The sequence below is a fragment of the Bifidobacterium colobi genome (genome assembly GCF_018555455.1).
Taxonomy (GTDB): Bacteria; Actinomycetota; Actinomycetes; order Actinomycetales; family Bifidobacteriaceae; genus Bifidobacterium; species Bifidobacterium colobi.
Genome location: NZ_JAFEJU010000002.1, coordinates 96533 through 110242, shown reverse-complemented (window position 1 = coordinate 110242; position 13710 = coordinate 96533). Strand labels below are relative to the sequence as shown.

Here is a 13710-nt window from a genome sequence, read left to right as displayed (position 1 = left end):
TGTTTCATATAGGAGCATTATTATGGCTTCATTATTGCAAGGTTTTGAGGAAGTCCAGCTCGTCAAGCCGGTCGGCAAAACCGTGATGACCGTGACCGAAACCGCCATCCGTTTTAACAAGGCCACCTCCGAAGTGCTGGGCTCCCCCGCGTATGTCAAGGTCCTGATCAACGAGAAGACCCGACAGATCGCCGTCACTCCGACCACCGCCAAAGCGGATAACGCCATCAAGTTCAGCAAGGTCGCCGGCACCGCGTCATCGGCGAATATCAAGGAGCCAACGCTGGTGGAAGCCGTTAAGGCATTCTTCACTCTGCCTGAAGCTCCTGAAGGCGAAGTCGCCTACCAGGCGGTCAACGGCGCGGCATATCCGGAAAACAAAACGGTTATCTTCGACGCTGACTCAGCCGTATCCGGCATCATGAAGCGTCGCGGTCGCAAGAAGGCCGCCTGATCACCGAATCAGCAGCAATCTTCACTGTTTATGCGAACGCGCCGGAGCAACAGCCGGCGCGTTCGCATATCATCATCAGACCACCCCGCGGCGTAGTGTATGTGAGTGCTTTCTAAAGGTGCCGCCCGGCCAAGCACAGAAGCAAATGGCACCTGCCACCGAGTCCAGCAGGGGATGAAACAGGCTGTATCACCGAGCCGAATCACCAGTCCTAAGCTTTTCCGACCGAGCGCAGAAGTGGAGTGTTGTGTGGCTGGAGAGAGCGGAATCAAACATCGCACTAGCGAATTGCAGCGTGTACTAAGCCAAGAGGAATCCTATGTGGACGGCAAACTCAGCCGTGCAGCATTCGTTTCCATCGCCATTCTTACCTTCATCACTTTTGTTGGAAACTTTACCCAGCTGCAATTAAGTTCCGCGCTGCCAATCATCGTTAGCGAATTCGGCATCTCCGTCACCACCGGCCAATGGCTCACATCCGTATTCCAGCTGGTCATGGGCGTTATGGTGCCATTGACCGCATATCTGACCCGCCGATTCTCCACCCGCCAAATCGTGATCTGTTCGATGGCGGTGTTCACCGTCGGTTCGATCATGGCATGGCTCGGGCCGAACTTTGTGTGGGTGCTGCTCGGCCGCGTGCTTGAGGCCGCGGGTACAGGCGTGATGTGGCCGGTGCTGCAAATCACCGTATTCTCGATTTATCCGCTGTCACGCCGCGGTTTCGCGATGGGCACCGTGGGCATGGCCATGAGCGTCGCCCCGGCCATCGGACCGACGTTGGGCGGATGGCAAACCGATGCCAACGGATGGCGATCGATCTTCCTGACCATGACGATTATCGGCGTACTGTCGTTGCTCGCCGCCGTATTCTGGCTGCATAACTTCGGTTCCCACGATCCTTCCGCCCGCGCGGACTTCTTCTCGGTGTCGCTGTCGGTGATCGGCTTCGGCGGGCTGATGTTCGGCTTCACCAATTCGGAAACCTACGGGTTCGCCGCACCAGCCGTGTGGGGGCCGATGATCGTGGGCCTGATTGGCATCATCTGGTTTGTACTGCGCAATCTGCGCCACGGACGTCGTTATCGTGAAGCCAAGGCCAGAATTGCGGCGGCGGGCATGAGCAGCGTAAACGCCACAGCAGAAACACCAACCCATCCGCACGCCCTTCCGCAGCCTCCACTGCTTGATCTTCGCGTGCTGAAGAACCGCTCCTTTACCGTAGGCACCATTACCGCGTCGCTGGCGTTCTTTGCCTTCAGTTCGATTCTGGTCATCATGCCGCTCTATATCCAGACCGATCGTGGGTTCACGGCAACGATGAGCGGCCTGATTATGCTGCCGGGCGCCATCGGCCAATGCGTCTCCCAGTTCTTTGGCGGGCGCGCCATGGACCGCTTTGGCGCACGACCCGTGGCCCTGTTCGGTTCGATCGTGCTGACGATTGGTACCATCGGCATGTCTTTGGTTGCGATGGACACGTGGATCTGGTGGGTGTCGATCTGCCAGTTCGTCCGCCAGATTGGCATGGGATTCCTGCTGATGCCGATTACCACATGGTCGTTGAATTGTTTGAACGGGCCGGATGAAGTGTCCGCTGGCTCATCGGTGACCAACACGGCACGCCAGATTGCCGGTGCGGTGGGCGCTCCGGTCCTGGTGATTCTGATGGAAACGTTCGCCGCGTGGAATCACGCCTCCGGCGCATCCAACGTGGCTGCCTCGATTTTCGGTATTCAGTGGGCGCTGCGTATTTCCGCCGGCATCTGCTTCGTGATGGTGCTCATGGTGGCCTTTGGCGTGCGCGGTGACGGTGCCGGCCACATGCGCGACGCCATATCACTCCACGCATTGCGCGAACGGCTCCATTCTCTCCACTGACTGACGGATTTCCCACATTGACTGACGGATTTCCCACACCGACTGACGGATTCCTCACATTGACTGAAGGATTTCCAACGAAATTCGTTATAAAACCGTCAGTCAGCGTTAAATAACCGTCAGTCAATGTTAGATAACCGTCAGTCAATCAAGCTGAGGAGAGGACTGAGTTCGATTTCTGAAATCCTGTCACCGAACCAAGCAACGAACCAAGCAGCTAGGCTCAGACAAGCAACAGATGTCAACTAATTCGAACCGCCGATAGATATGACTAACGCAATGCGGACACAAAAAGCAATCATTATAGGCGACGAAAACACTAGCGTTAAGCAGCAAGCAGCAGCAAAAATCGCTCTTATAATCATCGGAGCCATGGCGCATATGGTTTGCCTATAGGCACACCAGCCTTCTCCAAAGTTTTTTTCATAGGCAATCGATGGTACGCATCGGCAAAGAACCATCGCACACAACGATCCACACCGAGCGCCATCAGCGCATTCTGACGACTGCGTTCCTGGCTGACCACGCCGCTGACATTCTGGCCTTGGGCCATTGAAGGATCTACGTACTTCTTTTGTCCGTCAAACTCACCAACTACTATGCTTCCATCAGACAATCTCCATAAATAATCAACGCGATACGCGGCGTTTGCATTATTCACATCAATAAATTCAACCTGCTGTTCCGGCAGACTAATCCCTTCTTCAGCCATCGTTGCATAGCAAAATGATTCGCCACCATTTTCACTAAGGCCATTGGCAAAACCAGCAAGGGCACGGGCCGGGAATTGATTACGGCAGCGATGCTTTTCATACGTATATTTCAGAATGTCCTCTTGAGTAATCAAACCTTGGCGTATAGCTGAATCATAAAATGACAGAGCACTACGAGGCTCATACATGCGACCGCAGTCGAATAACGTACGCTGAATACTCGTGACTTTAACCCCGGCAACACATTGTGCCTGTTCGATTTCATGTTGCGGCACATAGAATCTGCGTATCTGCTTGCAATAACCATTTGCAGTCGTCCCACCACTTGCAGCCATCACAATTCGACTATCCCGGGTATGCAAGTACGTCGAATGGTCCAGATTCCACGCACATGCTGCCGAAATTCCAGCAAACACCGTATCGGGACTGTCGGCTGAAATCGCTCGCATGATATGCAGCATCTGTGCAGCAGGTGTCAGTCCATTCCAGTAGCCGCCGTTCATGTACATATTGGGATATGTTCGAACGACTTCGCCTCGCTCCGTCATTCGTTTGAGCAACATGTACTCCGAAGCTCCCGAAGCTCTCATACACTGACCTCGACGTTGAGCGTCAATTAGCTTTTCCATGATTAATGAATACGTACCCATGTTCCAACGCTAAAAGGGTTGGTCGAAACTACGCAAGCTCTTCCGGCAATTGTGGATACTATGACGGAGTAACAACCACTGTGGATAACTTTTGGTTATCCACATCGACGCTTATCAATCTGCGCGTTATGTCGGAATCACACAAGGTGATCAAAACCGACTACATATTCTGAAGACGGTTCTACCGATTCTGAAGACAGTTCTACCGATTACGCATAGTCCGAGACAGTCCTCATGGGAGACAGGTCCCTACTGCCGCCCACACACAATAACTGACGGTTTCCCAACATTGACTGACGGATTTCTCACATTGACTGAAGGATTTCCAACGGAATTCGTTATAAAACCGTCAGTCAGCGTTTAATAACCGTCAGTCAGTGTTATAAAACCGTCAGTTAACGGTGAAAATGACGGTCATGCTTTGCCGAGGACCGTCATGCTTTGCCGAGGACCGTCAGCACGATGAGCAGCACGTTCAGCGCGATAATCAGTGCGGCCACAGCAATGAAGATCACATGTTTGACCGGGCCGTCCACCCATTTGCCCATGAGTTGCTTATCGTGCGTGTAACGCATCAACGGAATGATGGCGAATGGGATGCCGACGGAAAGAATCACCTGACCAATCACCAACGCTTCGGTTGGATTCGGCGCGAACCACAGCACAATCAAACCCGGCACCAACGTCACCACGCGGCAAGCCCACATCGGCGCCTTGATACGCAGTAAACCATGCATGATCTCAGAACCGGCATACGTACCCACCGACGTGGAACTCAGCGAAGAGGCCAGCAATCCGACGGAGAAGATCGTACCAATCACCGGACCGAGCACGGAAACAATCGCATGCTGGGCACCCTCAATCGAATCAGTGCCCTTCATGCCGTACAGGGAATTGGCGGCGAGAATCAGCAGACTCAGATTCACCGTACCGGCCAGCACCAACGCCCAAAACACATCGACTTTGGACCCATCAAGTAGACGTTTGATGGAAGGCTTGGCCTGACCGCCGGCGTAATGATCGTTCACCAGCGTGGAATGCAAATAAATCGCATGCGGCATCACCGTGGCACCCAGCATGGAGGATGCCATCAGCACGGAGTCCGTGGTGGTGAAATGCGGAATGAGACCGCCGGCCACGTCGGCTGGGTTCGGTGGCGCGATGAACAGTCCGGCAATGAAACCGAACGTAATCACCAACAGCAGGGCGATCACCATTTTCTCGAACAGGCGGTGCGTTTTGCCGCCCTCGAACAGCAGTAGCACGGTGGAAACAGCGCCAATCACCACGCCGCCGACGAACAGCGGCAATCCGAACAGCAGGTTCAGCGCGATGGCACCGCCGATCAGCTCCGCCAAATCGGTGGCGATGGCGATGACCTCGGCTTGCATGAAGAACATGAATCGGCCGGCATCATGCATACGCTCGCCCAGCAGTTCCGGCAGTGATTTGCCGGTGACAATGCCGAGCTTGGCGGATTGGTATTGAATCAGCACACTCATGGCATTGGCAAGCACCAACACCCAGACCAGCAGATAACCGTACCGGGCACCGGAGGTCACGTTGGCCGCCACATTGCCCGGATCCACGTACGCCACGGCCGCCACAAAGGCAGGCCCCAGAATGCCGGCGAGCGCATGACCATGATGGGCTGGTTTGTTCGCCGCCTGCGCACGGGCCGCCGCACGCTCCTTGTCGATTTCCGCGTCGCCTCGCTCGATGCTGGCCACGGTTTGCGCGTCCACAATGTTGAGCTCAGGATGTTTGGCGGTGAGTCGCTCCTGCTCAGGGTGGATGGTGCGACGCTTATCGATGGTGTGCATACGGCCATAACCGCGGCCGTGGGTGTTGCTGGCAATGGTCGGATCGTTGGTGCGCGGCATGCGCTGATTATTCGACTGGTTTTTTGACTGAGTATTGGTGTGATTATTCACTGATGTATTCGACTGATTATCCGCTTGATTATCCGTGCTCGCGTTGACGCTCATGTGCTCGTTCGTGCCTCTCTTAGTATTCCCCGGCCACTGTTATAGCGTCACCATGTTTCTGAGTCAACACAACGGGACCATCAACGACCACGCATGATTACTGGTCTGCTGGGACTGCCTGCCCGGGACAGGCATGCAGTACGGCAAGCATCGCATCCTTCTCCTGGCTGGTCACGGTGAGTTTGTATTTGTCTTTGACTCCGATCTGCCGGGCCACATAGTCGCACCGGTAGGCTGCGTTGGTGGGCAGCCAGTAGGCTGCGGAAGCTGAGCCCTTCTCTTGGTTGGCGGGGCCGTCCACAGCCAGTAGATTATACGGGTCATTGCCAAACTGGTGACGCTCGGCAGTGGTCCAATCGCGCGCCCCGGATTGCCAGGCGTTTTCCAAAGCCACCACATGATCAATCTGTACTTTGGCGCTGGTGGTTCGTCCGCGCACAAAATGGATGGTCTGGCCGGTGTAGGGATCGTTCAGTGTGCCGGAGGTGACTTCGCAGGAACCAGCGTATTTGACTTGTACGTCGGTCAGGTCGCGGGCAAGCACATCCTCGCGCGCATCGCATCCGTTACCGTCGGTATCGGTTTCACGGAAGCCGAACGAGTCGCGATCGTAGCCCGCCGGGTTCTGCGCATCGTCCACAGTGAGCCGGTTCAGGGTATCTGCTGCGGAACCGGTGGCGGTGTAGTTGCCAGTGATTTTGCCCGCGGTAGGACTCACTTGCGGCAATAACAGTCCGACAGTGACGCCGATAATGGCGGCAATCACCAACAGAATCAGTATGCGCTCCAGCGGATTGGACGCGTTGAATCCACGGCGGAAGTGCGCGGAACGAGAACGACGGTACGAAGTACGACGTGGCATCGATTCACGCGTAGGTGAAGGTGGCGGGATCGTGGCCTGCGCGGGTCGGACCATCCAACGCGTCGATGGCCGCATGCTCGTCGGCGGTCAGCTCGAAGCCGAAGAGATCCAGGTTTTCCTGCTGGCGCGCGGCGTGCACAGACTTCGGAATGATAATCGTGCCGTTTTCGATATGCCAGCGCAGAATCACCTGAGCCGGGCTCACCTGATGCGCTTCGGCGATACGCTCAATCGTGCCGTCTCCGGCATTGAGGTCGGCGCCGCGAGCCATCGGCGAATAGGCTTCCACGGCAATGCCATGCTCCTTGCAGTAGGCCACCACGTCACGCTGCTGCCATGTGGGGTGCAGCTCAATCTGGTTCACAGCCGGCCAGGAACCGGTTTCCCCATAGAGGCGCTTCAAATCGGCGGGCATGAAGTTGCATACGCCCAACGTGCGGGCGCGCCCCTCCTCACGCAGCTTCATGAACGCCTTCCACGTGTCGGTGCTGCGCCAGTCGAACGGCGTGGGCCAGTGAATCATATACATGTCCACATAATCGAGCTGGAGTTTGTTCAAAGAATCATCGAACGCCTTGAGCGCGGAATCATACCCCTGCTGGGAGTCACGCAGTTTGGTGGTGACCCACAGGGTCTCGCGCGCGGCACCCTTGTTGTAGCCGGTGGCGGCGAGCGCGCGCCCCACGCCGGCCTCATTGTTATAGCCGGCGGCTCCATCGATGTGACGGTAACCGGCCTCCAACGCGGATTCGACCACCGGGGTCACGCCGTCATCATCGATGCGCAGCACGCCGAGGCCGATCTGCGGAATCGAATGGCCATCTTTCAATGCGATGTCCGGTACGTTGGCGGGATTGATATGCCCATTGGTCATGACGACGCTCCTTTATTACGGCTCACTACACGCCACTGTACACGGTTCTTACCCCGATGAAAGCCGATGAAAGCCCATGAAAGCCGATGAAAGCCCACGAAAGCCCCTGAAAGCGCATCGCCAACGTAATCCAATGCAATGGCAAGTCTTGGCAACAACGCTCCATTACCAATTATTTATGATATTTTCACGCCGAAACCGTGTGCTCCGGCTACTATATGCAAATGTCCCCCGAGCTGTTATTGAGAGGAAGAGCACATGGCGGGTCTGTTTCAGGATGCCACAAAACAAACAAACCCGTTGGGAACAGCTATTCGCACACAAGGTTCAGGGAAATACACGTTTGGTTTGGCGTTAAGCGCCGGCCTCGCCGGATTACTGTACGGCTATGATACGGTATCCATTTCCGGTGCCATTGAATTCCTTCGCGCCAAATATGATCTCAGCACGCTGATGGAGGGTTTCATGATCTCCTCCATCATGATCGGCGCCATTCCCGGCGCCGCGCTTGCCGGTTTCCTTTCGGATAAATTCGGCCGCAAACGATTGCTGCTTGTTGGCGGCTGGCTTTTCCTGGTGGCCGCGATTTGGAGTGCGCTGACCGTAGGCCCTTATGATCTGCTGGTTTCGCGTATGGTCGGCGGTTTGGGCATCGGCTTGACTGCGGCATTGGCGGTCACCTACATCACCGAATCCGCTCCGTCGAATATTCGCGGCCTATTAGCGTTCTCCTATCAGATGCTCGCCGTCTGCGGCATCTTCCTCACCAACGTCATCAATTACATCATCGCCTCCTATGGCGCGCATCACTGGGATGTCAGCACCGGTTGGCGATGGATGCTGGGACTTGGCGCCATTCCGGCCGCCGCTTTCCTGCTCGCTATGATGCGCGCTCCGGAAAGCCCCAGATTCCTGATTCGCATGGACCGCAATGATGAGGGTTTCACCGTACTGGAACATATTCTCGGCACCGAACGCGCTCGTCTTCGCGCCGACGACATCAGTGCTTCCGTTCGCTTGGAAAGCGAAATGTCCAGCGAATTCCATGACCTGTTCCGCCCGGGCCTACGCAAAGCCTTGTGCATTGGCATTTTTCTTGCCGTCTTCAATCAGCTCATCGGCATGAACGCCATCTCCTATTACGGTCCGGTGATGTTCTCCGATCTTGGCTTCGGCGGCGATACCGAGTTCCTTGCCGCCGCATGCGTGGGCGGTGTGGAGCTGGTGGCCACCGTAGTGGGCATGTATCTGATTGATACGTTCGGACGCAAGCGACTGATGGAAATCGGCACTGGGCTGATGTGCCTGTTCGCTTGGTGCATCGCGGTGGCGTACGCCATGGATAGCTCGCTGTTGACGTTGATTTTCGTCATGGGATTCACCGCATCGTTCGCATTCTCCATGGGGCCGATTCCTTGGATTGTGATTCCCGAACTTTTCCCCACGTATCTGCGCGGCCGTGCCACCGGCCTGTGCGTCATGTGCCTGCTGATCGCAAACTGGATTATCGCCCAGTTCACTCCGCTCATGATTGATGGATGGGGTGGCGGCATCTCCTTTGCTATTTTCGGCGCGCTTGATCTGCTAGGTCTCTTCGGCATCATTGTGCTGGTACCGGAAACGATGGGCCGTACGCTTGAGGAGATTGAGCATCTGTGGCAGCCGAAAACCGAAATGGCTGCCGCAAAGTATGCGTTGAGTTCCGCAGATGCGAATATTCGTCACGCGGAAGCAACGTTGCGCCGTGTGGAAAACGAACGATTGCAGGCTTTGGGCATTATGACTGCTGCGGAACGCGCTCGGCTTACCGCGCAACGGCAGGTGTTCGCTTTGGAAGCGCAGCAACAGCAGGCTGAACGCGAACGTCAGGAACAGAAAGCACAGCGCAAGGCCAAGGCAACGTTGCAGTCCGCTCAGGCACAGCGCCAGCCATCGCTGCCTGCTCATGCTGATGCTGTGCAGGCTGCGGATAGTGTCAACGCCTCTGCTTCAACCGGCAACATGGTGGACGAGGATATCGATTCGTCTGCCCGTGCTGCAGTCGATGCTCTTGCCGCAAGCGTCATCACGCCGGTTCCGGCTCCCGGGCAGATTCCGGTGCCGGTACCGGAACATGTCAGCGCAGTATCCATACCGGCGCAGCCCAACGGCATTGAGAACGCTGATATCGCGCGCGAGGCAGTACTCAGCGATACCACTGCTCCTGCGTATGATGCCGCGGAAAACGCCCGCGAGGCCAAAGCCATCGATCAGGCGCTCGATTCGCTGGATGCATTCATCAAGGAATAATCACGAACAACACTGTGGGCTGCAGAACTGTCGTATATTCGGCAGTTTTGCAGCCCACAGCACCATACTGCCGACTCGCAGCTGATTACAAGGTCACGATTTCGTTCGCGATGCGCATGGCGGATGCGCGATGCGATACCAATACCACGGCGGTACCGCAATCATCCGAATCCTTCCGGCGATGCGCAGTGCTGAGCTCTTGAATCGATCGCAGAATCATCGCCTCGTTCAGTGCATCAAGCCGGCTGGTCGGCTCATCGAACAGCACCAGATCGGCATCCCGTAGGAATACGCGCGCCAATCCGATGCGCTGGCGTTCGCCTTCCGAAAGGCGATCGCCAAGCTCGCCCACTTGGGTATCCAAACCGTGCGGCAGCGAATCAATCAGCTCCAGTACCGAAGCTTTGGCCAGCGCGTCACGCAAACGATCATCAGATACCGTTGCCAACTGCGATTCAGGCAGTGCGATGAGCAGATTATCGCGAATCGTACCGTCGAACAGATGCGTTTCCTGACTCATCATCGCCTGAGCGCGGCGGCGATAATGGGCGTCGACTTGCGGTACAGGCGTACCGGAGAAGTACACTTGGCCGGATTGCGGATCCCAGTAGCGCATCATCAGTTTCAGCATGGTGGACTTGCCGCGACCGGATGGTCCTTGGATGCCGAGAATGCCCTGGCTTGGCACATTCAGCGAGTAATTGTCGAGCACCGGCGCATTGGCGCGAGCGCCGGTCTTCCCGGGCATGGGATAGGTGAAGGTCACATGGTCCAGCGCCATTCCCTCGTATACAGGCGTTTCGGTTCCCTGCTCGTGAATGGCCGGTTGCTCGTCCATAAGACCGAACAGGCGGCGAGCGGCGGCAAAGGTCTGCGTAAGGTTCGCCGGCAGCGCGCTCAAGGCCAATGTCGGGCCAAAGGAGCTGGTGAAGAGCACGAATGCGCTCACCAATGCCGGGATATGCAACGGAGCGCTCACCGCCTGATTGAGCACCAGCGCAATGGCTCCCATATTGAGCAGGAAGACCAATAGCCCTCCGATGCCGGCGAATCGTCCGTTGACACGGCTGAGCTTGGCATGGTCACGCCAGAGCGCGAGCGTGCGTTGTTCGATGGCCTGCGCGCGCTCCTCGCCACGGCCGAAACGGATGATTTCATCAAGGCCGCGCATATCGTCGAGCATCACGTCGTCGAGTCTGCCTGCGGCACCGCGAATGACCGGGCCGAGATTATGCACACCGGTGGCGAAGAACTTCGGAATCACCACGCCGATTACCAAATGAGCGGCAATCAGGGCGAGCGCCATCCACGGGTTCAGCGTCGCCGCAATAATCGCGTACATGACTGTGGTAGTCACTGCGATGGCGAACGGGCTGATGGTGTGGGCAAAGAAGATTTCGAGCAGTTCCACATCCGTGGTGAGCATGGCGATCAGGTTGCCCTTGCCTTTGCCGGCAAGTTTGGCGGGAGCGAGTCGGCGCAATGCCGCGAACGCTCGGGAGCGGAAAAGCGCGAGCAGATGGAAGGCCACATTATGGTTCAGATACTGTTCGACATATCGGGTGATGCCTCTGAGCAGCGCGCAGATGATCATGCCGATGACCGCTGCGGTGACGTTCATACCCCACACCGGGTAGCCGGCGACGGCAAAGGCTGCGACGATGCCGAACACCGGCAGGAAGGTCGCGGCAAGGTGACCGATGGAGCCGGCAATGGTGGCCGTGACCATCAGACGGGTCAGCGGGGCCGCCACCTTGAGCAGACGCTTGACGGTTTGGAAGGTGGAAAGCTGAGCCGGTTGAATGGTGCTGGCTGCGATGGCTTCGGATGATGCGGAGGCCGATGCTGCGGGCTGACTGTTCTCACTGCGCGAGGTCTCTCCCCCACCCGGCCTACGACCGGGAGCCCCCTCGTCAGAGGGGGCCTGCACACCGGATGCATCGGCAAAATGCTCGATATCGGCTTGCGCGGTGAAAAGCTCGGCGTATCGGCCGTGCGCTGCCATCAGCGCATCATGGGTACCGGATTCCACCACATGTGCATGGTCGAGCACCACCACATGATCGGCATGTTCGGCATTGGCCATGCGATGCGTGATCATGATCACCGTCTTGCCATGCGTTTCGGCCAATTCACGAATCGCGGCAAGAATCAGTTCCTCGGATTCCACATCCACGCTACTTGTGGCCTCATCGCAGATAATGATCGGAGCATCATGGAGCAGTGCGCGGGCGATGGCGATGCGCTGGCGTTGACCGCCGGACAAGTTCGCCGCATCCGGCTCAATAATCATGTCCAGTCCGGCTGGCTGCGTACGCACAAAGTCAGCGATGCGGGCTTGTTCCAGCGCCGACCACAGCCTTGCTTCCAGCGGCGCCGACGATGGAGACGCATCAGTACTGGCTGCAATGCTGGGAGGCAATGCCATCATCAGATTCTCGCGCAACGTGCCAGCGAACAAGTGACTGCGCGCGCCAATCAACGTCACATTGTTGGCAAGCGTGGCACCAGACAGGTCGCGAACCTCAGTTCCACCGATGGTCAGTGATCCCTGATATCCAGCGAGCGTGCCGGCAATCAGTGCCGCTGCCGTGGATTTGCCGGAGCCGGATACGCCAACGATGGCGGTGAGCTGACCGGCATGGGCGTTCAAGGAAATGTCAGACAATGCTTCGGTGCCATCATCATAGGCAAAGGACACATGAGCACAATCAACATCGAATGCAGCATCCTTGCTCGCGGCACCGGCCGGCAGCACAGCAGTGCCATGCGCAGGTTCCGGAGCATCGAGCAACGCGAAAATACGCTTCGTGGAGGTCATGCCGTTCATAGCCACATGGAAGAACGAGCCAAGCTGACGCATCGGAATGAAGAATTCGGCGGACAGCAGCACAATGAACAGCACTCCGGCCAAAGTCAGCGGGTAGCCGATACCGAACGGCAGCAGGTATTGCAAACCATATACCGGATACCGGAGTGCTTCGGGCACTCGATGCGCAAGAAATACCATCGATATGCCGGTATCGAACACATGGGCGTGCGCGTAACGCCAGAGCGCCACGCCAATGCCGGCCGCCGCGCCGCCATAGGCCACCACGTCCATAGCAGTCAGCGAGCGCAGCTGGATCTGCAGCACGCGCATGGTCATCACGCGGAAGTCTTCGGCCTTCTTGTCCATTTCAGCGGCGGCACGATCGTCGGCATCGAAGTTCTTCAGTGTTTCGAGACCCTGAAGGTTGTCGAGGAAGGCGGCACCCATGTCGGTGTAGCGTCCCCAATACTTTTTGAAGGCACGGGCGGCGGTCATTGACACCATGCCGGTCACGATGATGATCAGCGGAGCGCAGATGAGCATGGTCAGCGCTGCCGGCACATCAATCGGCGCGATGGCCACGAACAGTGTGAGCGGCGCGAGAATCGCATAGAACAATTGCGGTAGGAACAGTTCGAAGAAGCTTTGAATCTGTTCCACGCCCTCGCCAGCGGACTGCACCACGTCGGAAGTCTTGACGCGGCTCGCATACGAGGGGCCAAGCTTGATCATCTTGCGGTAGAGCTTGGAGCGCAACGCCAGTTTGACGCGTTCCGCGGCTTCTGTACCAAGCCGAGTGGCATGCGTGGTCACCGTGTATCGTATCGCAGCGCACAGCAGTGCCAGCAGCACATAGAACATGATGTCGCCGGCCATGGGGAGCACGCTGCTGCCTGCCACGTCTTGCAACTGTGTGGGGCAGGGCCATGCGTCAGGCGATGTGCTATCGCATTGGAAGAGCGGCGGATCGACTGCGGTCAGCGCATTGTCCAACAGCATGACCACAGACAGTACAAAGCCGATGTTGGCGAGTAATCCCACCCACATCAAGGCCACTTTGCCGGCTACAAGTCTGCCAAGACCGGGCGTTAATTGAAATAGTCGCTTATCAAACATGCTTCCCCTCAATGTGTGTCACGCAATCCTTTTCACCGTAATGGAAAAGCCCGGCACACGCCAGTGCCGCC

Annotated in this window: 8 protein-coding genes; 3 read left to right on the top strand and 5 right to left on the bottom strand. The window is 57.0% G+C overall.

Annotated elements, in window-relative coordinates:
* The first annotated feature begins 22 nt into the window (after window positions 1-22).
* Together JS530_RS02875 and JS530_RS02870 are read left to right on the top strand one after the other, a co-directional pair.
* Window positions 23-454 carry a hypothetical protein gene (locus tag JS530_RS02875; RefSeq protein WP_214375719.1) on the top strand — a complete coding sequence of 144 codons (432 nt, stop codon included), beginning with the start codon at window positions 23-25 and terminating at the stop codon, window positions 452-454.
* A 249-nt stretch (window positions 455-703) separates the two neighbouring features.
* Window positions 704-2335 (top strand): MDR family MFS transporter, encoded by a 1632-nt coding sequence (locus JS530_RS02870; RefSeq protein ID WP_214375718.1) that lies wholly within the window; start codon window positions 704-706, stop codon window positions 2333-2335.
* A gap of 361 nt (window positions 2336-2696) precedes the next feature.
* Here the strand turns inward: JS530_RS02870 and JS530_RS02865 are convergent, their stop codons facing one another.
* From JS530_RS02865 to JS530_RS02850, 4 genes are all read right to left on the bottom strand, one after another.
* Complete coding sequence (locus JS530_RS02865) at window positions 2697-3698, bottom strand: hypothetical protein (RefSeq protein WP_214375717.1); 1002 nt, start codon at window positions 3696-3698, stop codon at window positions 2697-2699.
* A 434-nt stretch (window positions 3699-4132) separates the two neighbouring features.
* Window positions 4133-5521: an Nramp family divalent metal transporter gene (locus tag JS530_RS02860; protein WP_214376023.1), complete on the bottom strand. Its 1389-nt coding sequence runs from the start codon at window positions 5519-5521 to the stop codon at window positions 4133-4135.
* 262 nt (window positions 5522-5783) lie between these two features.
* A complete protein-coding gene (locus tag JS530_RS02855; protein ID WP_214375716.1) occupies window positions 5784-6548 on the bottom strand; it encodes an HNH endonuclease family protein in 765 nt (254 codons plus the stop codon).
* Between the two features lie 4 nt (window positions 6549-6552).
* Window positions 6553-7422: an aldo/keto reductase gene (locus JS530_RS02850; RefSeq protein ID WP_214375715.1), complete on the bottom strand. Its 870-nt coding sequence runs from the start codon at window positions 7420-7422 to the stop codon at window positions 6553-6555.
* Window positions 7423-7680: 258 nt separating this feature from the next.
* Between JS530_RS02850 and JS530_RS02845 the strand changes: the two genes are divergently transcribed.
* Entirely contained in the window at window positions 7681-9711 is a 2031-nt protein-coding gene (locus tag JS530_RS02845; RefSeq protein ID WP_214375714.1) for a sugar porter family MFS transporter, read from the top strand.
* Window positions 9712-9796: 85 nt separating this feature from the next.
* Here JS530_RS02845 and JS530_RS02840 read toward each other — a convergent pair whose 3' ends face one another.
* Window positions 9797-13639 carry a thiol reductant ABC exporter subunit CydD/CydC gene (locus JS530_RS02840; protein WP_214375713.1) on the bottom strand — a complete coding sequence of 1281 codons (3843 nt, stop codon included), beginning with the start codon at window positions 13637-13639 and terminating at the stop codon, window positions 9797-9799.
* Window positions 13640-13710 lie beyond the last annotated feature (71 nt).